This is a genomic window from Bartonella sp. DGB2, assembly GCF_046843095.1.
Classification (GTDB): domain Bacteria; phylum Pseudomonadota; class Alphaproteobacteria; order Rhizobiales; family Rhizobiaceae; genus Bartonella.
Genome location: NZ_CP177326.1, coordinates 167,343 through 191,584, shown reverse-complemented (window position 1 = coordinate 191,584; position 24,242 = coordinate 167,343). Strand labels below are relative to the sequence as shown.

Here is a 24,242-nt window from a genome sequence, read left to right as displayed (position 1 = left end):
TGTGTTTCATTGGCCGCTTTCTGAGCTTCTAGAACTCACCCCACAAGAGCTCGTCTCTTGGCACGAGTGGGCGCGCAAAAGATTAACACCACCTGAACCACCTGAACCACCTTCCCCACCTTCAAAGGATCATCATGGACAAATTAGCTAATGCCGTGATCAAGCTATCGCTTGAAGATAAAATATCCGGTCCCATTAAACGTATGCAAACTAAGCTCAATAAGATGGGGCGGGTTACAGGTCTTTCTACCTTGTCAAAATCGGTCAAAGGTTTAGGCAAGGCTTTTGACAATGTGGGGGCTGGTGCAAACAAAAGCTTAGGACGGATTGCGAAGTTGACAGCTCTTGTAGGGCTTGGCAGTGGTGGTTTGGTAGCCGGTGTTTATGGGCTTGAGAAGAAGCTAACAACCAATGCCCTTAGCCTTAATAATTGGGCACAAGCCATTGGCACCTCAGCGGAAAGCTTGCAAGAGCTCCAATATGCAGGCGATAGTTTTTTACATAACGGCTGATAGTATGGGCGATGGTCTTGCACAGATGACGCGGCGCGCCAATGAATTTATCGCCACGGGCAAAGGGAAAGGTGCAGAAGCCTTTGCCGCCCTTGGCTATAGTGCACAAAGCCTTAAAGAAAAAATGAAAGACCCCGCCGCACTGTTTGGCGATCTCATTGAGCGCATGGGGCAGATGAAGAAAGAAGGCCAACAAGGCTTAAGCGAGCAAGTCTTTGGCCTTGATAAGGGGCCGCAGTTTTTGGCCTTTATGGGCAAAACACGTGAAGAGATCAAAGCCATGCGCCAAGAGGCGCGCGCTTCGGGAAGCATTATTGGTGATGATGCGGTGGCGGGGGCACTTGATTTAAATAATAGTATGAAAGGCCTTTCGGATCGCTTTAGCACCTTTACCAAGCGGATCTCTGTAGGGTTTATGCCCATTTTGAAAGAGACTCTTGATTGGCTTAATCAATTGATTGATGCCAATAAGAATTTAATCAATGACAAGATCAAAGAGGGTTTAGAGTGGTTTAAAGGAACCTTGAAGGACTTAAAAGACCCAACATCAGACTTACGCAAGAGCATAGATGACTGGGCAGAGAGTTTTAAATGGGTCTATAATTGCATAAAGCCTGTGGCAAGCTTTTTGAGCAATCACCTAAAGCTGGCGCTTGTGGGTGTTGGCCTCTATATAGCAGGACCGCTCATTGGGGCACTTGCGGCGCTTGTACCTGCTTTTATAAGCCTAGGCGCGGCGATGCTGGCAACACCTATTGGTTGGCTTATTGTGGGGATTAGCGCGCTGGTACTGGCTATTAAGAACTGGAGTAGCATTACAGACTTTCTAGCTAGCTCATGGGAGAAGGTTGTTGATGTCTTTAGCAATGTTGTCAATTATATATCTAGCATTGACTTCTTAGGGCTTGGTAAGAGGATCATCGGCTTTTTATGGGAGGGCATCAAAACCGGCTGGAATTGGATTACTGACTTTTTTGCAACCTGCTTTGACTTTATTGGTGATGTTATCAGTAATATTGGTAGCCGCATGTTAAATTTTGGCAAAGGCATCTGTAGCTTTTTATGGAATGGCTTAAAATTGGGTTGGAATAACTTAACAAAATGGCTCCAAGATAAGATTATGGGTCTTATCAGCTGGATGCCTAACTGGGTAAAAAACAAATTAGGCCTTAATGTTGGCGCTACGGTAACGACTAAAAGCGTTGAAGAGGTACAACGAAACATTGTTAGCGATGGCAATAGCCAATTGGAAGCAGACGCGCAGGCACAAGCCAAGATAGCATCAAGCCAACCACAAACGCCCACTGCTACTATCCCGCGTCTTAGTGGCTATAGCGCTCCCAATACTGTTGCCTATAATCCAAGCATAACGATTAGCAATCTTACGGTGCAAAGCAATGGCGATGTTAAAGACGTTGCCGCGCAGATCAAGCGTACCTTGCAAGACATGGCCATGCAACAGCGCCGTGAGCTCATGGCACAATTGGGTGATTTAGCATGATGATGGCGTTAGGCGACTTTCGCTTTTCCCTGCGGCAATTGCCTTATCAAAGATGGGCACGAAGCGATAGTTATGGCTGGGTTGAGCAAGCGCGCTTAGGCCGTAAGCCCGTTTTGCAAAACCCAACGCTTAATGCAACAAGCATCAGCCTTGAAGGGGTGATCTACCCGCAGTGGCGTGGTGGTTATGGCCAGTTGGACGCGATGCGCGCTATGGCGAGCGAGGGAAAACCGCTTTTGCTTATCTCTGGTGATGGTAAGGTGTTTGGCGAATTTATTATTGAAAGCGTAGAGGAAGAGAACACCATTTTTACCCGTGATGGCCAACCAAAGCGTCAAGAATTTACCATCAACCTTAAAGAATATAGCGGTCAATAGTATGGATGAGATTTATCTTACGCGTGAAGGCGATATGGTGGATGCCATTTGTTATAATTATTACCCAAAGGCTTACCAAGATTTGGCGCTACGCCTTGTTTATGAAGCTAATTACCGTTTGACCGATTATGGAGCGCATTTGCCTGCGGGTCTTAAGCTTGTTTTGCCTGATCTACCGACCCCCAACGCAGGCTCCTATGTGAACATTTGGGATTAAGCCCATGCAGCCTATTTGTCAGATCATCAGCCATGAGAGAGACATCACAAACAAAATAGCGCCCTATTTGTTAGAAGTTGAAGTAAAGGATGAAGCGGCCAATAAAAGCAATAGTTTAACCCTTACCCTTGATGATGCAAAGAGCGCGGGTCATGATGGTTTGACTATCCCGTTGATTGGTACGGTTATTGGCGTGCGCTTAGGCTATACAGAGGGAGAGGTGCGCGACCTTGGTAGCTTTACGATTGATACGATAGCACTAAAACCCAATCCGCGCAGTTTAACGATTACTGGCCATAGCGCTGATATGCATAAAACTTATCGTAGCGCCAAAAGCCAATCCTATCATCAAACTACCTTAGGCACGATTGCTCAAGAGATTGCAACACGCAATGGGTTTGAAGCGAAGTTGGACAGGGATTTAGCTAAAATTGTTATTCGGCATATAGATCAGCATAATGAAAGTGACATGGCCTTTGCGGCACGGTTGGCTTCTATGTATGACGCAGTGGCTAAGCCCGTAGATGGCAAGTTGGTTTTGGCTAAGCGTGGTACGGCTAAAAGCCTAAGTGGCACTGATTTAGGCGTGTTTACGCTTAAAGAAAGCATGTGTTCTGACTGGAAGTTTAGCTATGAAGCGCGGGTTGAGGCGGGTCAAGCCAATGGTTTAGCCAGCACAGCTTGGGAATTGCCAGAGGAGAAGGACACAAAGCCAAGTGGCAAAGAGGATATCATCCATAGCGGGGATATGGATAAGAAAGACGACAGGCCTGCGGATAAGGGTGGTGTTACGGTACAATATAATGATATTCGCTCTGGTTCTGTAAAAAGCGTGCAAGTAGGCAACGCGCCTTATCAACAAGCGCGTCACAGAGCCCATAATGAGGCGGCGGCGCGGTAAGCCTTGCCAGCACACAAAAGAATGAGGCGACACGCGGCAAAGCCAAATTTAGCTTTGAGATGGGCGGAGCACCTTCTATCATGGCAGAAACCAAGATTGTCTTGTCGCCACCGTTTCGACCCTATATGCCCTCCACTTGGCGTGCGTTGAGCGTAAGTCACAAGCTTACCGCTGAAAGTGGCTATGTCACAAGCGTTGAATGTGAGATCTTTGATGAAAACCAAGAGCGCATTGTCGATCATATCCAAGCAACCACACCCTCAAAGGATGATCTCATTGATGACAATGCACCTCCACAAAATACCGCTAATGATGATGTGATCCATATAAGTTAGTTTACCACACCTATTCTATGAAACCACAATCCCCCGCTTAGGCGGGTTTTTTTTGGAGTAATCATGACCCGAAGGATTAGCAAAGAAGGGCTTGCACTGATCAAGCAATGGGAAGGTTTAAGGCGTGAAGCCTATTGCGATAGTGCGGGTGTGTGGCGATTGGCTATGGCCACACGGCCGCCGCAGGTGCTCCCTATCCCAAACAAGGCATGGTATTGCGTGAACAAGAGGCCGAAGCACTTTTGTTGCAAGATCTGCACCAATATGAGCAAGCCGTTGATGGCCTTGTTAGCGTTGAATTAAACGACAATCAATTTGGAGCACTTGTTTCCTTTTGCTTTAATGTGGGGGTAGATGCATTTGAACGCTCAACCCTTCTCAAGAAGCTTAATCAAGGTGATTACACTTGTGTACCAAGTGAACTTGCCAAATGGGTGCAGGCAGGGGGTAAGCGTATTGTTGGCTTGGTCAATCGCCGCGCCGCTGAGGCTGGCCTTTGGGCGCGCGGTGACTTTGTGGTATCACATTATCAAACACCACAAGTAAGCGAGAAGAGCGCCTTGTTAAAGGCTGGAACGATTGCGCCGCTTATTGGTTCTTTATCAGGGCTAAGTGGCTTTGTGAGTGGTTCTGGTCCTGTGCAATGGGCATTTGCTCTCATCATGATTTTAGCCGCAAGCGTGGGTGTTTTTGTCTTCCTACACCATGAAAAAGAGAGACGGTTGTAGCTGATTAACTGACGGGTTAGATACGTATCAAGCGTTCTAGTTAAAATATTTTTACTATAGAAACAAATACAAAGATGTGATATAAGATGTGAATAATGTCCTATAAACGCTCTTTGAATGTTTAAAGTACTATATACTTATAGGGGATAAGATAGTGCAGGATAGAGCCATGCAACCCAATTATGTTAAAGCCAAGAATACGGCTCTTGGGCTATTAAAGACATACGGTATCAGTTCTCCCCCCGTTAACGTTATGGAGCTTGCACGAAATGAAAACATCAAACTCAAATTTGTAAGCTTTACATCAGAGGAAGCGATTAACAATGTTTCTGGGTTTTATGACGCCGAGGAACACGCGATTTATATCAATAAGGATGAATATCCCTTACGGCAAATGTTTACCATTGCCCATGAGCTTGGCCATGCCTTTACTCTCCATAAGGAATGGGCGGCGTCAAACGCGTACAAAGTCCTTATGCGCCAAGACCTGAATAATGAAAACGCTGTGCAAGAAAAAGAAGCCAATTGTTTTGCCGCTCATTTGCTTGTGCCGCGCTTTATGCTGGATGAATTTTATCAACAGCCACTGCCAACGCTTTCAAAGATATTCTTAACCTCCATTCCTATGCTTAAGAACCGACTAGAGTTTGAATATGGCATTGGATAAGGGGGGCTTAAAAAAAGAGGTATCTATACTAGATACGGATAATTCATCAGTACTAGAAGAGGATTTGAAGAGTTCTATAGAGCATAAGATGCGACTGTCAAAACTTGATCACCAGCAATGCATAGAAAAAGAAAAAATAAAAATCGGAAAGCTTGGTGAATTCTTTGGCTCTTGGGACAATATGCCCCTTTTTATCGCATTGATAGCAGTTGTTGGCGGTATTTTTATATTTGCACTTCTTTGTTTTGCATCTTTTTTTGTATCTAAAATGTCAAGTTATTAAGTGATCTAAGCAAGACATCCGTCACAATTTCACTAACTGCGCTTGGTTATATCTTTGGGCGAGGCATATCCAAATGACAATAGGATACGTAGTAATCCACTTGGCAGACTGATTCGAACCTTATTAAGGAGCGCATATGCCGTTTCCCTACCGCCTTGGGGTTTATGGTGCCCTAGTCCTTGCCGCTTTTATGAGCGGCTTTTTTTATGGCAAAAGCATAGCACGGGTAGATAGCTTAAAGAGTGCTGTTTCGGCCTTTCGTGAGAGGAGCAAAATCACCGATGAAGTTATTAACCTTTCTGATTTTGACCTCTGCCGTGCTCTTGGCGGGCTGTCAGATGAATGCACCGCCCTTGTGCATGGGCTGGACGAGACCACCCCGAGTCAATAAGCCCGCACGCCTTGTTGCCGATGAACCAAAGCTTGCGCGTTGGGTACTTACCACTGATCTATTCGGCAAAAAACAACATTGTTGGAAATAGGTTACTCTTCACTAGCTTTTGTAAGGACTTCACTCATTTTTGCGCGCCAATCAGCCCCACATGTCTTAAAGTGAGCGATGACGTCAGGGGCGAGTCGCAAGGTTACAGCCTCCTTTGGTACACTTACCCGCGGCCGCCCACGCTTGCGTCTTTCCTCTTCCACACGTTGAAAAAAAGAAGCAGGCAAAACCTCTTGGGCTGGTTTTAAATGCGCTAACTCCTCATCAGTTAAAGGTGGAGAAGTAACATCTTCCCAATCTTCCTTTGTATAGCCTCGACCCTCCTTAAAGCTTTTTATAGTGGTCATTGAAAACCTTCCTTTCTTTTTCGTTAGCGGGGCGAAAGCTGATCACAGATATAGCTTCTGTTCCAAGCAGTGCAAATACAACAACCATTGTACCATTAGCAAAACGGCCAATCGCTTTTAAACGGTTTGAATAGGTGTCACTGATAAAAGCGTTTTTCCAATCAAAATAAATGACATCGCTAAAGTCTAAGCATGCTTATCAAGGTTTGAAAGGCGCTTTGGTTCATCCCAAATTATTTTCATAATTTTTTGTACACGAAAAATAAAAACTTGTCAACATTTATGTGTACGAAAATTACAGTGGCAAGGCGTAAAATATCTACACAGTAAGAAGGATCCCCTATGCCCGAAAAACAGATACCCCCCGATTGGCTTTCATGGTTTGGCATGATGCTATCAACAGCGCTTGCTGGTATATTTGGTGCTTTTGTACGTCAATTGGCCAATCATGATAAATCGTGTTGGCAACGGGTTTGTGAATGGGTGGGCGGCGGTGTATTGGCGATTTATGCTTCACCCACCGTTTCTTATATGCTTTATCATCTCTTGCTAAGATTTGATATGGTGGGCGTTGATGATGGCCTCAGCCCTAATAATATTATGGGTTTAGCGGGGTTTATTTGTGGTGCTGTTGGTGTTTCCAGCATAGAGCTGTTGCTTAGCGTCTTGCGCTATTATTTTCACACGTGGACAAAACTAGATAAGTCTATATTTTAGCTAGTTAAATTTTCTTGACATGAAAATATATCTACGCTACTATTGATCCAATTCATGAATGAATGACTTTTCTGAGTTATTGAGTTTAATAAAGTCCTAGTTTCCGCTAGGGCTTTATTTTTTATAGGTCATGCCAAGAGCAAAGCTGTAAGTCATGGCTTTTATTTTTCCTGTACTGTGGCTCCATTTCTTTAAAAACTCACTCATAATCTCTGTATGGACGCGTCTACAAAACAAATGGTACTGCATGCGAAATATCGGTGCGAACCTTCTCTTATAAAAACAGTGCAAACGCCGTGATGATCTGCACCAACTTCTTATCGCTATCGTTTGACAGGCAAGAGAAAATTAGTAACATGAAGCACTAGAAGACTCATTTCGATAGGTGTCGTGTCTCTCCTAAAAAACTAATCACCCGCAATATTAGAGCTGAATTTTTGATTTTTATCCAATAAGCAGGCGAAGAAAGCATTCAAACTGGTTGTGAGAACTATTTAATTAGGCTTAGTCACAAGCTTATGGCAGAGTTATTCAAGTGCTCCATTGATAATATTAGTCTTTATCTTAAAAACATATATGCTGAAGGGGGATTGATTGAGGAGACAACTACCGAAGGTTTTTGGATATTTTATAATTGAGGTTAAGCGGTGTATCGGGTAATGTGCTGGAGCAGATATGAGCAATGTTAACATTAAACGGCTAATTGAAAACATCCGATCTGGCACTAATATTTATACGCCATTGCTAGAGCTAGTTGTAAACGCCATTCACGCCACCGAACAAAAAGGTGATGGGAAAGGCTCTATTAACATTCAAGTCATACGTAGCCAAGGCGATTTTATTGATAGATTGGGTGTTATTGATGGCTTTATCGTGAGAGATAACGGGATTGGCTTTACGGAAGATAATCGTAAATCATTTGATACAGTCTATAGTGACCAGAAGGCTCATTTAGGCGGCAAGGGTTTGGGCGATTTTCTTGTCTCAAATATTATGATCATTTAGAGGTAGAAAGCACCTTTGTTACCAATAGTATACTCTACGATCGCTTGTTTAAGATGGGGAAAGAACAAGATATTATAATCAATGAGAAGACATCTGTTTCCAAGAATAAGCATACTGGCACAGTCGTTAAAATATATGGGTTAAAATCAGATAGTTTTCCGCATAAAAATATTGATAATATTGCTCATGTTATCGTAGCTCGGTTGTTATTATATTTTCTAGATAAAGATATAATTTGCCCAGATATCACACTATGTGAGGAGAACGACCCTAACAATAGTATTTGCCTCAACGATTATGTAATAAGCGATGATAGTAAAATTGTTGAACTACCTATTGAACGAAATATATTCACGCTCCAAGCGCACCAAGAAGCAGAAAAATTTCAGGTGCGGATTTTTAAATTTTATGGGCAAAGAAAAGATTTAGGAGCGCCTAAGAATGAAATTTGCCTTATAGCACATCGCCGAAATGTAGTATCCACTTCACTTTCTAAATATGCACCAGAATTTGAAGAACTGTTCTGCGATAATGATATAGATGGTATATCCTCAAAGGAACAAAAGTTTTGCCTCAAGGTCTACGTTTTTGGTGAGTATCTAAACCAACATGTGTCGCTTGAACGCAGTGAATTCAATTTTCCGCCAGATACAGATCTTTTTAGCAGTATTTCTCAAAGTCAAATTGAAGAAACAGCCGCTGAAATTGCTCAATCTGTTTTAGAAAATGCTCTTGCAAAGAGGAGGGCGGATAAACAGGAGCTAATTAATAATTATATTAGTAATGGGGCGCCATGGCATAAAACCCTCGCGAAGGAGGTTGATTTTAGTGATCTAGGTATGAAGCCATCAAATAATACAGATATTGAGCTTTATCTTCAACGGAAAAAGCACGAAAAAGAAACGGAAACACTTCAGCAGGTGACTGCCTTATTAAAAACGCAAAATTCCGATAAATTAGCTAAAAACGTCAGTCAAGTAGTGAAAAGGATTTCTGCAACAAGTAAAAATGATCTTGCGCACTACGTCTGTATGAGGAAATTGATTTTAGATATTTTTGAAAAATCACTGGAAATAGACGCCAATTGTAAATATAAATCTGAAGGCGAACTACATGATATCATCATGCCACGTAAAAAAGATACAGAAAGTCTCAATTATGATGACCACAATCTTTGGATACTAGATGAAAGGTTAAACTTTACTTCTTATATTTCATCTGACAAATCCCTAGACGGTTCTAAGAATAGTGGTCGGCCTGATATTATAGCTTATGATCAACGTGTAGCATTTCGGGGTGAGAATGAAACTAGCAATCCTATAACGATATTTGAATTTAAAAGACCACAGCGAGACGATTTCGCTAATGAATCCTCGAGCGAAGACCCCATTACACAAATTATTCAATATGTAAACCATATTAGAGATGGCGAGTTCCGTACACCCACTGGATTAAATATTCGCGTTAATGAAACAACACCTTTTTACGGATACGTGATTTGCGACTTAACACCTAAAGTAAATAGGTGGCTTCTCAAAATAAAAGACTTTAAGCCGATGCCTGATGGATTAGGTTGGTTTCAATGGCACGATAGTGGCAATCTCTATATAGAGGTCTTGAGCTGGACAAAGCTTCTTAAAGACGCAAAAATGCGAAACAAAGCGTTCTTTAAAAAGCTTGGGATAGGCTGAACTGATACAAGTCATCAAAATCCCCCGCCTAAAGACGGGGGAAGTTGTTTACGCTTAAGCGACCAGTAAGCGCTCGTTAGGTGCTGAAAGGTGTAGCTCTTCCAGCTTCTTAACGTCTCTTGTGATCATGTCTCTTAGCGCTCTGAAAAGAAGATAATGGGCAGAGCGCATTTCGGCTAACTCTTTATCGACCACATCTAGCCATAGGACTTTCTTTAGACGTTCTTCGACCTTTGAGAAGGATATCTCACGCCATATGCCTACGGCACCCATGTAAACATGATTAAGCAAATAGGCCTCTGCTTCTAGTCGATATAGCGCGGCTAATTGTTGGGCGTGTTTGTTGATGCAGTCTCTGATGCGTAGCGGTATCTTTGTGCGGTCTTCTGGAAGGCGATAGACGGTATCATCTTCTTGCGTCAATTGTAGCTGTGGTTGATTTGCTTGTTCCAGCTCTAACCAGCGGTCGACAATCTTTGCCCGCAACACTGTGCTGTAACCTGAAACAAGGATAAGGCATTCGCGCTTGGGTAAAAGGTATTCAGTTTGTTTGGTATTTTTATTGGTCGTATAAAGACGTGCAAAGAGAGACACATCACGCTTTAAGACTAAAAGCATACGTTCAATATCTTTTGCGACCCGATCATGACGCTTACAACATAGCTTGGCGATTTCGCGGCTTGAAAGAGTTAGTGTTGCAGGTGCAATAGAACTTACTTGTTGTCCATTTTTAGCCGCCTGCTTGGCAAGGCGTTCACATTCAATGAAATACCGTCTTGCTTCTTTGCCGCGTTCGTTTTTCTCAACCATGGAAAGCTCTTTCGCCATGTCGAGAGTGAGTGTGTATTCCTTAGAAGGACGACCACCTACGAGGTTTTCGCCAGAATTGGCGAAAACTATATAATCGTGATTTTCTCTAAAATCATACTGTTTTATGCGATCTTTTATCCAATTGCTAAAGTCTTTGCCAACTTCCAAAAAGGCATGTAACTCACGGGCATTCACCGTTTGCACAGTGTCTTGCCCTATGGCTGTTTCGTTGATTGTAATCAGATTGTTCATAATTGAAATCCTTGTGAGATTAACGTTTTTCATGAGACACCCATAGGGGTGCCGGGTGCTGAAAAACACGGTCACAAGTCCGTCGTTACACTTTCCCCTTGCGGGTATTGTATGGCGTAACCACACCCGACATAAAACGCATGCATAGAAGCATGGCAATAGGTCGAATTGTTCGGAACGGTAAATAATTTCGGTTATTTAGCCGCTTGTGATTTAAGTGTTTTTCATGCACTTGTTCTCAACATAGCGGTTTTAGGATTTTTGTCAAGCGAGGTGATTTGCCCCGTGCCCTACCTTTTGATTTTGATTCGTTTGGGTTTGATTTTTTGGTTGGATTGGAATAAAATTCGTATAAGAGGACTGCCATTTTTTCGACAAACCTATTCCCGAACCCCCCAAAATCAATCCCGAACCTATTTTTTTATAAAGTAAAATCAAAGTGTTAAGGTGTGAAAAATAGGTAATTCGAATCCCACCCCCTCCGCCATAGATATTTTGAAAACTTTTTCAAGTAATTTTTAGGAAATAGGCTACACACTTTAGATTTTTAAATTTCTTGCATATTTTATATTAACCGGTATCAAGCCATTTTAATCAACTTTGCTATTTTTTATAAAATAACCTTCTCTTCTTACATACTCTCAACCTTGTAAAGTCCGGCATAAAATTTTTATTATTTGAATATTAATTACGATTTTTTAGGGAAATTACAAACATCTATGGACTAGCATGTATTTTTTTCAAAAATTAGAAAAACTTTTTCCATAGATATTGAAGAATGATTTGATACAATTTGTAATGGGATAACAGCGCCATGAAGGCTATTTCGGTTATAAATCAATATCCTGATGAATTCTCTAATTATAAAAATATAGCAAGAAAATCCACTAAGCGTGATTATCGTTTTTTGAAAATATGATTAAAATGTCGCCGCAGTTATAATAACGATTGTCATATTATTCTACTCAAGATAAGCTCCATAAAAATACGCACGCTTACCTAAATATTAAAACCATTAAAAGCATACTTCGTAGTATAAAATAATTTATCCCTTAAAATGAAATAAAGTTGATAAATTTATTGCGTTTAGATATAATGAGATTTTAAACAGCATAATCATGATTTAGTATCAAAAATTGGATATATAGATATGCATTATAAATTATCTGAAAAATACATCGGCTACACGCAAAATTTATATCGCGCAAGGGAAACAGCAGCAAATGCCATGAACAGCATTATGCTAAGTATCGTTGGTGGATATCCGCCAGAATCATTTGCTCTTTCCGTATCTATATCTTTTGCATTTAGTCTTTTTTCTGATATTCCTCTTGGCATTATCGCAGATCGCTTAGGCCATGCTAAAGCCTGTATCATTGGTACTTTATGTGTTGCTATTTCACCATTGTTTTTGCTCTTGCCTATATTTTTTACAGTATTTCAGCATGTTAGCATCGCTATTATCATTTTGCAGACGATAATATTTTCAATAGGTAACACAATGCTAGCTGTCTCATATGAAGCGTATATTTATGAAATGGTTGAAGCCCTGAATAGGCAAAGGAAAAAAGATAACAAAAAGACAAAAAGCCCCCTTATAGGCATATCCCAACTTCAAAAATTTGGTAGTTATCTCTCATTTGTTTTGCCATCACTTACCATCGTAGCTGTTATGACCTTAGAGCGCTATACAACGTTCAGCTATATTTGTCTCTTCATTCCCTCCCTTATCTGCATACCACTTTTTAAAAATTTGCATTTCTCTAATGTGATAAATAATATAAAAACAAGAGAAGAAAGGAAAATGTTACCAACTATACGACGATTCAAATTTGCACTACTTCCCTTGATTTTTTTGCTATCTTTATATCAAATCACCATCATACAGGCAAATGCCTATACACTCATTTCTATGTTAACAGCTGAAAATTTACGTAGTATAAGTCCTGTAGACTTTATAAGCACCCTTATGGCATCCCTAAGTTTATATATCGCTTATTATATTAAAGGGATTATCGGAAGTTTTTTGGTGGAGAAATTCTCCTTTAAACGCTTGGTATGCATACTCCCCGTTGCTGGTACTTTGTTAGCTTTATTATCTTATATTTTTTTATACATGAGTAATTTATATATATCTTTTATTATATTTTGTCTTTTTTTTAGACTATTTCATTCAACATCTCAAGAGCTTTTAATAAGCTATATATTGAAAAATCTTCATGCAGAATATAGGGCGACAACCATAGCCATATCACGTTTTCTATCAATTGGATCCTATGCTATATTTTCTTTTACTTTAGTTTATGCAGGTATAGCAGTACCAGATCTAGGATTTATATTTCTTTCCGTTGCAATTTTATCTTCAATAATATGCATTTTATCTTTCAGTTTACAATGGAATGATGAATTATAAATAATTACCATCTTTGCATAAAGAGAATAATTAATATAAATTGCACAAAAATTACAAAAAAGCTTTTAGTGAAAAGAGTGACGGAATTAATTATGGACATTTTCGGAAAAAATCTACAAAATACTATATTAGTTACAGATGAGTTTAATACAAATAATTAGCGCATCGGAAGGGCTGCGATTGCAATCTTCAGAAAGTTATAACCTTTAAAGGAATATATTACGGTTCCATTACTAAAGATTAAACAAATTTAGGTCGCGATCTTCCCTCTCCTTAACACCAAAATTGAACAGTGATTCCCTCATTTTCTTTGAAAAAAATATGTAGACTTTCATTTAAAATCTTGCCATGCTCAGTAAGGTGTAACATTAATTATTTGTAAACATAATATGCTGAATACACCATTTCTTGTCTATAAATATGCATGTATAAGGAATAAATATGCGTAAAGAAATGATGTTTCGGTTTTATGTATTAGTCATTCTGCTGTATTTTTCCGATATGGTGCTATTTTTGAGTAATCTTTGGAATGCTTATCAAAGAACCTCATCATCCATCTTCCTAGGCATCACTATGGCCTTGGGAGCCGCAATACCGTATGCTTTGAAAAAGCTTGGGCTTATGCGCGTAAAGGCTTCGTTACGCTTAGTGGATCTCTACAAAAGGAGAGTCATTATATATAGTATTCTTTTGTTAATTTCCCTCTTTCATTATGTAAATTCTCCCTTTGGATTCATTGCTGTATCTATCTCCATCGGTTATCTCTCTTTGATTACCTTAAGTACACTAGAGACCTATAATACCAAGCTAGCGCTTAGCGGTTATATTAGCGCCCAAAAGGCTTCACGCATCATGCAAACTGTAGCGCAAATCGGCGCCTTTTTTGGTGCTACGCTCAGTGGCTATCTCTTAGAAAGAATCGCCTATCACGAACCAACAGTAGGAATCGGCTATAATGGTTTAATTACAGCGATTTGTGCATTTGATATCATAATAAGCCTTGTAGCGGGATATATTATCTTTCACGACAAATATAACACGAACCAAGGTATTGAAACCCAACCGCCATCAACCCAACAAAACGCCATATCTAAGCTGCAGGAAAATACTCTCCGCCCAGATCTTAAGCTTTTATGCATGTGTATAGGCCTTGTTGGATTTCACATTTGCGCCTATAATACGCTTGCAACCATTCTTTTCCAAAGTGTAAAAAATTTTGGCTCTGAATATTATGGACTTTGTAGCGCGTTTGCGGGCACAGGTGCCTTTATAGCTGCTTTTATCAAAATCCCTCGCTTTGAATTCATCCTTCCTGCCCTTGTATTGAGTATAGCAGATCTGATTTTTACTACTGCCCAATCACCCTATTTAGCTATGGTCTTTTGCTTTTTTATTGGGTTTTCAATGAACACGATGCGGATCAACACTCGCAAGCAGATCATTGAATCAACTCAAACGGAAGCCGAGGCAGAACATGTAGGAAACTATAGCGGCATGCTTTATACCTTCTCTCAATCGGCAGGCTATGTAATCCTCGGCCTTATCACAAGTCCCGCATTTATGGGGTCTCGATCGGCTATTTACCTTCTGCCACTTACTGGGCTAATGATCTTTGTTTATACCCTCTTCCTTTCAGCACAGCGAGCCAAAATGTGAGCAAACCTATCCTGATTGTTGACCCTTTCTCTAGCGGCGCTCTTTATGGTTCCGCTTTAAAAAAATTGGGCTACACTTGCTATGGCATTGTATCTCACCCCGCCCTTCCTTCACGCCTCATTCTTTCTTATCAAGGAGATGGCATGGAAGAGACGAGGCTTTATAATGTTGATGATATAAAAAAACGATTTGCACCTGGTGAAGTACAGGCGGTAGTGGTGGGCGCAGAGAGTGGTATTTACTGTGCAGAACAACTAGCCGCTTATTATGGCTGCCGAGGAAACAATCCTTTAACCACTGATTGGCGGCGAAAAAAAGCAGCAATGCAAATGCGCCTTCGTAAAAGTGGCCTAGCCTACATTCGCTCAAAGACTATTACACAAAACAATTATACTCTTGATGATTTTAAAAGTCCTAACGGCTATGTCGTGAAGCCTGATGATTCTGCTGGAAGCGATGGTGTTTTGTTTTTCTCTAGCCGCGATGAAGTTGAAGCTTGGATTTCAGAAATCGATTGGACACTAACAAATATTTTTGGCGCGCGAAACAAAACATATTTAATCCAAGAAAAATTGATAGGAGAAGAATACGTCGTAGACGCTATTGTAAATGGCAAAGCTATAAAAATATGTGCTCTATCACGCTATAATAAGGGCACCCATAATGGGAGTACATTCGTTTATGAAACTCTTGATGTGCTTGACGCGCAAGACCCCCTCTATAGCGCCCTTATCACATACGCCAAACAATGTATCCACGCGGTAGGGATAGAACATGGGCCTGCACATATGGAGATCATGCAAACTGTGCGCGGCCCCGTAATGATTGAAGTAGGAGCCCGCCTCCATGGAGGGATTGCTCCTGCCCTATTTACCCATTGCTATGAAGATGACTTATTGCATAGCTCCATCAATCTTATTAGAGAGGTATTTTCGCAAACAACCAGCTGCTATAAACAAAAGGGGCGCATTATCTTTCTAATCAACAAGATCGAAGGACACACCATAAAGGATATTAACTTATGGTACAAAAAACTTAGCTCATGGGAAAATGTAGCTCATTTTATGCTCTTTTTTAAAGAAAATGAGCCGCTACCCCTCACCATTGATTTAAATACCTGCCCTGCCATTATAGCCATTCTCGGACAAGATGATGATGAATTATTATACTTAGAGAATATTATTCGCAGCAATTTTGTATAAAAAAATACTACAAGATAAATTCATCCAAGAAATTTTTTCTGATATATTATCCCTATCGTAATACAGATTAATACCATTACTGGAATTCCATGCCTAGCAGCTGGAGCGTGACGGCTTGATAAGCTACTGGCGCCACGATAACTACACCTCCTATCCCGAGGAAAGAGCCTGGTAAATCCCTCCAGTGCAATTTTTCGTCCAACCAAAATACTGGCACCTACTACAGCAAAGGTTGGCACAATACCTACAATAAACGCAGACTTCCTGCCGGCTCACCTTGTTTTATTTGTTATGGTGGTGGTGATAAAGGTTTTGAACAATGACTTATACATTTGCTCAAAACACAGCGCGCTTATATACAATAGTAAAGGCCCCATTAAATGACCTTTAATAGACAAAGGCTAAGGTGAGAATACGACAGCTTGCTAGTACAAAATTATAATCATAAATACGCGCCACATCGTATCACCATGCCTTGCGGCTTGCTTCGTTGTTGTCGAGATCATAAGACTGGGTAGTAGAGGAGGGTCTCCGCTTAGAAGACCAGCTAAGCCGCTACGTCTTGTTGTCGATGAACCAAGCTTGTGCGTTGGATACTTACCACTGATCTATGCAACAAAAAGCAAGTGAAATCTATTAAAATATTAGTTCTCTATCGTTCAAAATAGGGGTATATGTATAACATTTTATATTCTTGCAATATTTTTTTATAAAGAAAGTCTATAAAAAAATTAAACAAAAATATAAATATGAAATTTACTCTTACCTTTTTCGTTTCTATAATTTTAATACTTTAAATTTTTTCTGCTTATTCAGCTGACACTGCACGTATAAACCACGATGTACCTCACGTTGTAACGCCTGCCATTCAAGTTCCTGAATTTTCTTGGGATGGTTTTTACCTTGGAGTGCAAAGCGGAATCAATTTTGGAAAAAATGCTGAGATTGGCGATACAAAATTTTCCGTGAAAGCAAAAGCTGAAAAATTAATTTCAAATAGCTTTTTTGCTGGTTATAATATCAACTTAGGAAATTCCCTTGTATTTGGTGTTGAAAATGATTTTAACTTTGCAAAATCCGAGGCATAGGCTAAATATTTTTCCAAGGATGTTTCAGAAAACTATAACAAATACTATAAATCTTATAGAAATATCCGAGACGAAATCATTGATATACTCGTAAAAAAATTTACTAATACAGAAGAATATAAAAATAAATTAAGCATTTACCTTAAATATGCAGCGGAAACTGATAAAGATATGGAGCTAAAATCTACAGCTCCTGTCTTAAAAGTTACGAAAGATGCGACCGTAAGTTTTGAACAAAAATGGTCAGGAGCAACACGTGTACGCCTTGGTTTTGCTGTAGACCGATTCATGCCTTATCTTGCTGGTGGTATCTCTTATACCTCTGTTAACGGTACGAGCGTAAGCAATGATACAGCGACGGTTGCGCGGAATAGTAAAACTGATACAATACAACACAAAACCATACTCCATTTCCTCCAGAATTACATAACATTAAGTACACAACATCTACTGAATCACTTAAAAATAGCCAAATCTTGCTTGGTCTTACCGTTGGTGCTGGTTTTGACTTTGCGATAACTGATAATGTTTTGGCGCGGGCTGAATACCGCTACAATGACTTCGGTAGTAAAGATTTCACCTTTAGCGAGACGAACAAAGTTAAATACGCTCTTACAGACCAAGACATTCGTGTTGGTATTGCGTTCAAATTCTAATAAAGCCTTATCACCCCTTTAGGCAAGATACTACGTTAGAGCCTCATGGTTATTAAAACCGTGAGGCTTTTTCGTGTGCCCCCAACCAAAGGAACACCTATGCCCGAAAAATACATCTCTCCCGATTGGCTTCGTGGCTTGGCATGATGCTATCAACAGCGCTTGCTGGTATATTTGGTGCTTTTGTACGACAATTGGCCAATCATGATAAATCGTGTTGGCAGCGGGTTTGTGAATGGCTGACGGCGGTTTTTCATTTGATTTCCGTGTGATTTAAAAACTCAGGAAACACAGCATTCGAAAAATTTTTAATATAAGTATGACAGGAAATACATCTATATTAGTTTATTACATTTAAAATTTTATATATTTTACACAATAAAAAATAATTAAAGTTAAGGGGAAAAATTTGGGATATTAATGACAAGATATTTTTTAGAGTTTATGTAGCCTCCCCTAGTCACGGTTATTCCTCCGTGGAATATTTCCACTCTTTAACTAGCATTTGTAGTCAATACTACCACCTCATTAATTACCCGTACATAACGCTTAAGCCCTATCAGCTCCAAAGAGCCTAAAACGCACGCTGAAAGGCAAAGTTAGACCAAATACCCTTTTATATAGCAACACACATAAGAAGACCATCGCGATGGTCACCTACGCATATATTGCTACGTCAAAAAAGACCGCTTGCAACTAGGCGAACCAACGATCCTCATAAGCATGGCAACAAGCTCTGCTGGATCAGTTCCATATCCGAAATTTGCCATAACATAAAATCATTTTAACCATATCACACCACCATACTAAGTGGGTTTTCAATCGAATGCTTGAAAGCTTGAGCCAACTGAGCCGCTAAAGCCCCATCTACCGCACGGTGATCGGTAGATATTGTTACTGACATACAATTAGCCACCGCCAAAGTTCCATTCTTCACCACAGGACGCGGCGTACCAGCACCGATAGCAAAAATCGTTGCATGCGGTGGGTTAATAATGGCAGAAAATTCTTTCACCCCATACATACCAAGATTAGAAACCGCGCTAGTCCCGCCTTGATATTCTTGTGGCTTAAGCTTACGCGCCCGCGCCCGCGTTACCAAGTCCTTCATTTCATTGGAAATAGTCGATAAAGACTTTATTTCCGCTTGACGGATGATTGGAGTAATCAAACCATTTTCAATAGCTACTGCAACACCGATATCAGCATGTTTATGGCGTAACATGCCATCATCCAGCCAAGAAACATTAGCATCTGGTACTGTTTTAAGAGCCAAAGCCGCCGCTTTAATCACCATATCATTAACCGAAACCTTATAGGCCGGACGTTTGTTGCTATCCTCATCCCCCAACAAAGGCGCAGCGGCATTTAATTGAGCGCGTAAATTCAATAAAGCATCCAACTCACATTCAATGGTCACATAAAAATGTGGCACTGTTTGTTTAGATTCTACCAAACGTTTAGCAATGGTTTTGCGCATAGAATCGTGGGCAACCCATTCATAATCTGCTTCTTTGAATAATTTTCGGTTTTGTTCATCACTTGTAACAGCAACAGGCGCCCCAGCAGAAGCAACTTGTCGTGGTGTAGGGGCTAGCAAAGCTGTTTCTACGTCCCGCTTGATAATACGACCATACGGCCCGCTTCCTACGAGTGTATTAAGATCAAGCCCGTTTTGCCCAGCCAAGCGCTGCGCAAGCGGTGATGCGAAAACCCGCTCTCCTTTATGAACAGGGGCGTTATTATGCAACGCATCTCGTAACTGAGGTTCGGGTTGATCGCCTAAAGAAAGGGGCGGTATATTTAGCGCTGTAATGCTTTCAGCCCCCGCGAGCGCTGCATCTATGCTTTCTTCCTCGCCTGCTAAGATAGCGATAACGCTATTTACCTTAACGCCTGTAGCGCCCGCAGGCACAATGATTTTAGCCATAATGCCATCATCAACCGCTTCTACTTCCATGGTAGCCTTATCAGTTTCAATTTCAGCAATTACATCACCCGCTGAAACCTTATCGCCCTCTTGTACAGTCCATTTTGCAAGATTACCTTCTTCCATAGTAGGAGACAAAGCGGGCATAGTAATTTTAATTGGCATGATCCACCTCTTTTAAGCCCGATAAGTAACGGCTTTTACTGCATCAACAACCTCTGCCACGCTAGGCAACGCGAGCTTTTCCAAGTTCGCCGCATAAGGCATGGGCACATCTTTACCGGCAATGGTAAGAATAGGCGCATCCAAATAATCAAAGGCCTGTTGCATAACCCGAGTAGCGATCTCTGTCCCCACAGAAGATTGTGGGTAGCCCTCTTCTACCGTAACCAAACGGCCTGTTTTTTTGACAGACTCAACAATGGTGGATAAATCCAAAGGCCTGATGGTGCGCAAATCAATCAATTCCGCATCAATCTCCAATTTGGCTAATTCATCTAAAGCTTGCACAGCATAGTGCATCCCCATTCCATAGGAAACAAGAGTTACATCGGCGCCTACCTTGTGCACCCGAGCTCTGCCAATAGGCAAAACAAAATCATCCAGTTTAGGCACTTCAAATTGATGACCATAAAGAATTTCATTTTCTAAGAAGATAACTGGATTATCATCACGAATAGCGGCCTTTAACAAACCCTTTGCATCAGCAGCATTATAAGGAGCAACAACCTTTAGCCCCGGTATATGACTGTACCACGCCGCAAAACATTGGGAGTGCTGAGCTGCAACCCTAGCTGCTGCACCGTTAGGACCGCGAAACACCATGGGAGTGGACATTTGGCCGCCAGACATATAACGCGTTTTAGCAGCAGAATTGATAATTTGGTCAATCGCTTGCATGGCAAAATTAAAAGTCATAAACTCAACGATAGGACGCAGTCCACCAAAAGCCGCCCCAACGCCAAGCCCCGCAAAGCCATGTTCAGTAATGGGTGTATCAACCACGCGTCGCTCGCCAAACTCTTCTAGCAACCCTTGGCTTACCTTATAAGCACCTTGATATTGAGCGACTTCCTCACCCATCAAAAAAACGCTCTCATCGCGGCGCATTTCTTCAGCCATTGCTTGGTTTAACGCCTCACGCACTGTCATCATCACCATCTCAGTACCTGCAGGAATGTCCAGATTGTCAACCACTTTGACAATAGGCTGAGTAGGTATAGGTGCAGAATCCGAAGGGATAGCCGCTTTCGGCGCGAAGCTGGCAATAGAGTTTATGTTTTCTTCTCCCTCTTCTAAAATAATGGCAATAGGGCTATTTACCTTTACACCTTCACTTCCCTCAGGCACTAAGATTTTAGCCAAGATCCCTTCATCAACCGCTTCTACTTCCATAGTAGCTTTATCGGTTTCAATCTCTGCAATCACATCACCAGCAATGATGGTATCGCCTTCTTTCTTCACCCACTTTGACAGGTTGCCTTCTTCCATGGTGGGAGAAAGCGCTGGCATCAAAATTTCAATAGACATAATCGCTTTCTCCGTTCAAACTAGAATATCGGTATAGAGCTCAGAGGCGTCTGGCTCAGGATCTGCTTGGGCGAAGTCAGCCGCATCCGCTACAATTTTTCTTACATCTCTATCAATCGCTTTCAGCTGTTCATCATCAGCCCAGCCGCGTGCGAAGATGCGATTTTTAACTTGGTCAATAGGATCATGTTCAGTCTTAATCTTTAACACTTCTTCCTTACTGCGGTATTTTGCGGGATCCGACATAGAATGACCACGATAACGATACGTTTGCATATCAAGAATAATAGGCCCCTTACCAGAACGCGCCCATGCAATCGCTTCATCGCAAGCCGACTTCACCGCCCGCACATCCATACCGTCCACCGCAAAGCCTGGAATTTCAAAAGAAAGACCACGGCGGGAAAAATCAGTTTCTGCCGAAGCGCGTGAAACGGATGTCCCCATTGCGTAGCGATTATTTTCAATAATATAAACCACGGGTAGCTTCCACAGGGATGCCATATTGAAGCTTTCATAGACTTGACCCTGATTGGCCGCCCCATCACCAAAATAGACAAGGGTCACATTGTCTTTACCTAAATAGCGATTAGCAAAAGCAAGACCCGTACCTATCGGCACTTGTGCACCAACAATGCCATGGCCGCCATAGAAGTTCTTTTCCTTAGAGAACATGTGCATAGAACCACCCTTCCCCTTGGAAAAGCCGCCTCGCCGTCCTGTTAGTTCAGCCATTACACCACGCGGGCTCATACCTGCTGCTAACATATGACCGTGATCCCGATAGGAAGTAATGATTTGATCGCCAGCCTTTGTGGCCTTCAACGACCCCGTAACCACAGCCTCTTGTCCAATATAAAGATGACAAAACCCACCGATCAACCCCATCCCATAAAGCTGACCCGCTTTTTCTTCAAACCTTCGAATCAACAACATTTCACGATAAGATTCGAGCTCTTCTTCTTTTGTAAATTCTTGTGGATGCGGTGCTTTAACCGTATTGGATAATACACTCTGCGCCTTTTGCGTAGAGGTTTTTTTTAAAGGTGCTGCCATACTTTGACTCCCTATATTGGTTGCCTAAAAAATACGCCGTCCTGACAAAAGTTACAAGTACCTTAATAATTACTTCAAAGGTCATATAGCGTATTGATTTTATTGAGTTTCATTTATTTAATAAATTAGGGTTGTATCAAAATTGTACGTTCATTCGGCAATGAAAGGTTTAAATTGCGGCGGGCATACTCATCAAGCATATCTTTCTCTATTTGTCCATCACGCAACAAAGCAACACGCTTTTCTATAGCTTGGCGCTTTTCATGAAGCTGGCCGAGCTCTGCTTGCAAGTGAGAAATATGGTTTTCTATCTTTTGTTGCGCGTAAAGTCCATATTCGCCATGGTAAATATGATAACCAAAATAACTCACAACCCCAAGGGTTAGAATAGGTAATATGAAGCGCCCCTTGACAGAACGCGGCTTTTGCTTGGTCCACATACGTATCCTTTGACATATAAGAGTATGCTGATACTAAATTTTAATCGCTTCATGCGTCTCTGCTGGGCATCAATGATTTGTATTAAAATAAAATTGTCGTACTCACGCTTCTAACATACTGTCTGAAATTCTAAATTTAATTATCGAATCCCATCAACCGAGAAAATTACCAGCATAGTGCGCTTGTTCACCCAATTCAGCTTCAATCCGCAAAAGTTGATTATATTTAGCCAACCTATCAGAGCGCGCAAGAGACCCTGTTTTGATCTGCCCACAATTAGTAGCTACCGCTAAATCAGCAATAATTGTGTCTTCTGTCTCTCCTGAACGATGCGACATAACCGCTGTATAGCCTGCTTTGTGAGCCTTTTCGACAGCATCAAGCGTTTCACTCAAAGTGCCTATCTGATTAATTTTTACCAAAATAGAATTCGCGACCCCCATCTTAATTCCATCAGTCAAGCGTGCAGAATTAGTAACAAAAAGGTCATCACCCACCAATTGACAGCGCGTGCCCAAACGATCAGTCAAAAGTTTCCACCCCTCCCAATCATCTTCGCCCATCCCATCTTCAATAGTGATAATAGGGTAAGCGTCAACAAGATGAGTAAGATAATCCACTTGTTGACTGGCATCGCGGCGCGCGCCCTCACCTTTATAATCATAAAAGCCGTTCTTATAAAATTCATTCGCCGCACAATCAAGCCCAAGTGCGATATCTTTCCCCAGCTTATAACCAGCTAATTCTATTGATTTTGCAATAAAATCAAGAGCTTCTTCTGCGCTTTTTAACTGCGGCGCAAAACCGCCTTCATCTCCCACATTCGTGTTATGGCCAGCATCACGCAAACGGCGCTTAAGGGTGTGGAACACTTCTGCACCATAGCGTACTGCTTCTTTAAAACTAGGCGCACCCACAGGAATAATCATAAATTCTTGCAGATCAATTGAGTTATCGGCGTGAACGCCGCCATTAATAATATTCATCATCGGTGTAGGCATAAGATGAGCGTTGACCCCACCCACATAACGGTATAAAGGCAAGCCCGTCGATTGAGCCGCAGCTTTAGCGACAGCAAGAGAAACACCAAGAATAGCATTAGCCCCTAGCCGCGCTTTGTTAGGAGTACCATCAAGATTAATCATAGTTTGGTCAATACCCAATTGATCTTCGGCATCAACCCCGCCCAATTCTTCAAGAATTTCGCCATTAACTGCTGCAACAGCCGCTTCAACTCCTTTACCATGATAACGTGCCCCGCCATCACGCAATTCCACCGCTTCATGAGTACCAGTAGAAGCGCCAGAAGGTACCATAGCACGGCCAAAGGCGCCATCTTCCAACAAAACATCCACTTCAACCGTAGGGTTACCGCGGCTATCGAGCACTTCACGACCTTTGATATCAACAATAGCAGTCATTTCTTATCCTATTCAAATAGTTATCCCAAGATCTTTAAGCCTTACATTATTAAAAACCGTCAAC

General features: G+C 41.4%; 28 protein-coding genes and 2 pseudogenes. 22 read left to right on the top strand and 8 right to left on the bottom strand.

What is annotated here, in order from left to right; all coding sequences use genetic code 11:
- Position 1 precedes the first annotated feature (1 nt).
- The 11 genes and pseudogenes from ACK28X_RS08000 (at position 2) to ACK28X_RS07950 (ending at position 5,912) form a co-directional block, all read left to right on the top strand.
- Complete coding sequence (locus ACK28X_RS08000) at positions 2-151, top strand: GpE family phage tail protein (protein ID WP_412057198.1); 150 nt, start codon at positions 2-4, stop codon at positions 149-151.
- Positions 135-512 carry a hypothetical protein gene (locus tag ACK28X_RS07995; protein ID WP_412058496.1) on the top strand — a complete coding sequence of 126 codons (378 nt, stop codon included), beginning with the start codon at positions 135-137 and terminating at the stop codon, positions 510-512. Before ACK28X_RS08000 ends, ACK28X_RS07995 begins: the two co-directional genes overlap by 17 nt.
- Entirely contained in the window at positions 481-2,013 is a 1,533-nt protein-coding gene (locus tag ACK28X_RS07990; RefSeq protein WP_412058495.1) for a hypothetical protein, read from the top strand. Before ACK28X_RS07995 ends, ACK28X_RS07990 begins: the two co-directional genes overlap by 32 nt.
- The gene (locus ACK28X_RS07985) at positions 2,010-2,390 is read left to right on the top strand and encodes a phage tail protein (protein ID WP_412057128.1); all 381 of its coding nucleotides are present in this window, start codon (positions 2,010-2,012) and stop codon (positions 2,388-2,390) included. The genes ACK28X_RS07990 and ACK28X_RS07985 overlap by 4 nt, the downstream gene beginning before the upstream one ends.
- Before the next feature lies 1 nt (position 2,391).
- The gene (locus ACK28X_RS07980) at positions 2,392-2,607 is read left to right on the top strand and encodes a tail protein X (protein ID WP_412057129.1); all 216 of its coding nucleotides are present in this window, start codon (positions 2,392-2,394) and stop codon (positions 2,605-2,607) included.
- Positions 2,608-2,611: 4 nt separating this feature from the next.
- Positions 2,612-3,508, top strand: coding sequence for a hypothetical protein (locus ACK28X_RS07975; protein WP_412058494.1), 897 nt, complete (start codon positions 2,612-2,614; stop codon positions 3,506-3,508).
- 59 nt (positions 3,509-3,567) lie between these two features.
- Complete coding sequence (locus tag ACK28X_RS07970; protein WP_412058493.1) at positions 3,568-3,843, top strand: hypothetical protein; 276 nt, start codon at positions 3,568-3,570, stop codon at positions 3,841-3,843.
- A 63-nt stretch (positions 3,844-3,906) separates the two neighbouring features.
- A pseudogene (locus ACK28X_RS07965) lies at positions 3,907-4,571 on the top strand (lysozyme).
- 169 nt (positions 4,572-4,740) lie between these two features.
- On the top strand, positions 4,741-5,238 hold the full coding sequence (locus ACK28X_RS07960; protein WP_412058492.1) for an ImmA/IrrE family metallo-endopeptidase: 498 nt from the start codon (positions 4,741-4,743) through the stop codon (positions 5,236-5,238).
- Entirely contained in the window at positions 5,225-5,521 is a 297-nt protein-coding gene (locus ACK28X_RS07955) for a hypothetical protein (protein WP_412058491.1), read from the top strand. Before ACK28X_RS07960 ends, ACK28X_RS07955 begins: the two co-directional genes overlap by 14 nt.
- A gap of 136 nt (positions 5,522-5,657) precedes the next feature.
- On the top strand, positions 5,658-5,912 hold the full coding sequence (locus ACK28X_RS07950) for a hypothetical protein (RefSeq protein WP_412057135.1): 255 nt from the start codon (positions 5,658-5,660) through the stop codon (positions 5,910-5,912).
- Positions 5,913-6,004: 92 nt separating this feature from the next.
- Here the strand turns inward: ACK28X_RS07950 and ACK28X_RS07945 are convergent, their stop codons facing one another.
- Positions 6,005-6,310, bottom strand: coding sequence for a BrnA antitoxin family protein (locus ACK28X_RS07945; protein ID WP_412058340.1), 306 nt, complete (start codon positions 6,308-6,310; stop codon positions 6,005-6,007).
- Positions 6,288-6,553, bottom strand: a pseudogene (locus ACK28X_RS07940) (BrnT family toxin). Before ACK28X_RS07940 ends, ACK28X_RS07945 begins: the two are co-directional and overlap by 23 nt.
- Before the next feature lie 99 nt (positions 6,554-6,652).
- Between ACK28X_RS07940 and ACK28X_RS07935 the strand changes: the two are divergent.
- The 3 genes from ACK28X_RS07935 to ACK28X_RS07925 all read left to right on the top strand — a co-directional run bounded on the left by ACK28X_RS07935 (position 6,653) and on the right by ACK28X_RS07925 (position 9,723).
- Positions 6,653-7,027 (top strand): hypothetical protein, encoded by a 375-nt coding sequence (locus ACK28X_RS07935; protein ID WP_412058490.1) that lies wholly within the window; start codon positions 6,653-6,655, stop codon positions 7,025-7,027.
- Positions 7,028-7,702: 675 nt separating this feature from the next.
- Complete coding sequence (locus ACK28X_RS07930) at positions 7,703-8,032, top strand: ATP-binding protein (protein WP_412058489.1); 330 nt, start codon at positions 7,703-7,705, stop codon at positions 8,030-8,032.
- A gap of 53 nt (positions 8,033-8,085) precedes the next feature.
- On the top strand, positions 8,086-9,723 hold the full coding sequence (locus tag ACK28X_RS07925; protein WP_412058488.1) for an ATP-binding protein: 1,638 nt from the start codon (positions 8,086-8,088) through the stop codon (positions 9,721-9,723).
- A 54-nt stretch (positions 9,724-9,777) separates the two neighbouring features.
- Here ACK28X_RS07925 and ACK28X_RS07920 read toward each other — a convergent pair whose 3' ends face one another.
- Positions 9,778-10,785, bottom strand: a complete 1,008-nt coding sequence (locus ACK28X_RS07920; protein WP_412058487.1) for an antA/AntB antirepressor family protein — start codon at positions 10,783-10,785, stop codon at positions 9,778-9,780.
- 1,150 nt (positions 10,786-11,935) lie between these two features.
- Here ACK28X_RS07920 and ACK28X_RS07915 point away from each other — a divergent pair.
- The 8 genes from ACK28X_RS07915 to ACK28X_RS07880 all read left to right on the top strand — a co-directional run bounded on the left by ACK28X_RS07915 (position 11,936) and on the right by ACK28X_RS07880 (position 18,072).
- Complete coding sequence (locus ACK28X_RS07915; RefSeq protein WP_412058486.1) at positions 11,936-13,198, top strand: MFS transporter; 1,263 nt, start codon at positions 11,936-11,938, stop codon at positions 13,196-13,198.
- The gene (locus tag ACK28X_RS07910; protein WP_412058508.1) at positions 13,192-13,359 is read left to right on the top strand and encodes a tautomerase family protein; all 168 of its coding nucleotides are present in this window, start codon (positions 13,192-13,194) and stop codon (positions 13,357-13,359) included. Before ACK28X_RS07915 ends, ACK28X_RS07910 begins: the two co-directional genes overlap by 7 nt.
- Before the next feature lie 280 nt (positions 13,360-13,639).
- On the top strand, positions 13,640-14,854 hold the full coding sequence (locus tag ACK28X_RS07905; protein WP_412058485.1) for a hypothetical protein: 1,215 nt from the start codon (positions 13,640-13,642) through the stop codon (positions 14,852-14,854).
- Entirely contained in the window at positions 14,851-16,056 is a 1,206-nt protein-coding gene (locus tag ACK28X_RS07900) for an ATP-grasp domain-containing protein (protein ID WP_412058484.1), read from the top strand. The genes ACK28X_RS07905 and ACK28X_RS07900 overlap by 4 nt, the downstream gene beginning before the upstream one ends.
- A gap of 908 nt (positions 16,057-16,964) precedes the next feature.
- Positions 16,965-17,144 carry a hypothetical protein gene (locus tag ACK28X_RS07895; RefSeq protein WP_412058483.1) on the top strand — a complete coding sequence of 60 codons (180 nt, stop codon included), beginning with the start codon at positions 16,965-16,967 and terminating at the stop codon, positions 17,142-17,144.
- 171 nt (positions 17,145-17,315) lie between these two features.
- Complete coding sequence (locus ACK28X_RS07890) at positions 17,316-17,663, top strand: outer membrane protein (RefSeq protein ID WP_412058482.1); 348 nt, start codon at positions 17,316-17,318, stop codon at positions 17,661-17,663.
- Positions 17,621-17,800 (top strand): outer membrane protein, encoded by a 180-nt coding sequence (locus tag ACK28X_RS07885; RefSeq protein WP_412058481.1) that lies wholly within the window; start codon positions 17,621-17,623, stop codon positions 17,798-17,800. The genes ACK28X_RS07890 and ACK28X_RS07885 overlap by 43 nt, the downstream gene beginning before the upstream one ends.
- Before the next feature lie 143 nt (positions 17,801-17,943).
- Complete coding sequence (locus ACK28X_RS07880; RefSeq protein WP_412058480.1) at positions 17,944-18,072, top strand: hypothetical protein; 129 nt, start codon at positions 17,944-17,946, stop codon at positions 18,070-18,072.
- 521 nt (positions 18,073-18,593) lie between these two features.
- Here the strand turns inward: ACK28X_RS07880 and ACK28X_RS07875 are convergent.
- From ACK28X_RS07875 to eno, 5 genes are all read right to left on the bottom strand, one after another.
- On the bottom strand, positions 18,594-19,895 hold the full coding sequence (locus ACK28X_RS07875) for a pyruvate dehydrogenase complex dihydrolipoamide acetyltransferase (RefSeq protein WP_412058479.1): 1,302 nt from the start codon (positions 19,893-19,895) through the stop codon (positions 18,594-18,596).
- 12 nt (positions 19,896-19,907) lie between these two features.
- The gene (locus tag ACK28X_RS07870) at positions 19,908-21,260 is read right to left on the bottom strand and encodes a pyruvate dehydrogenase complex E1 component subunit beta (RefSeq protein ID WP_412058478.1); all 1,353 of its coding nucleotides are present in this window, start codon (positions 21,258-21,260) and stop codon (positions 19,908-19,910) included.
- A 15-nt stretch (positions 21,261-21,275) separates the two neighbouring features.
- On the bottom strand, positions 21,276-22,316 hold the full coding sequence (pdhA, locus tag ACK28X_RS07865; protein WP_412058477.1) for a pyruvate dehydrogenase (acetyl-transferring) E1 component subunit alpha: 1,041 nt from the start codon (positions 22,314-22,316) through the stop codon (positions 21,276-21,278).
- Between the two features lie 125 nt (positions 22,317-22,441).
- Complete coding sequence (locus ACK28X_RS07860; RefSeq protein ID WP_412058476.1) at positions 22,442-22,756, bottom strand: FtsB family cell division protein; 315 nt, start codon at positions 22,754-22,756, stop codon at positions 22,442-22,444.
- Between the two features lie 153 nt (positions 22,757-22,909).
- Positions 22,910-24,178, bottom strand: a complete 1,269-nt coding sequence (gene eno / locus ACK28X_RS07855) for a phosphopyruvate hydratase (protein ID WP_412058475.1) — start codon at positions 24,176-24,178, stop codon at positions 22,910-22,912.
- Positions 24,179-24,242: the final 64 nt, after the last annotated feature.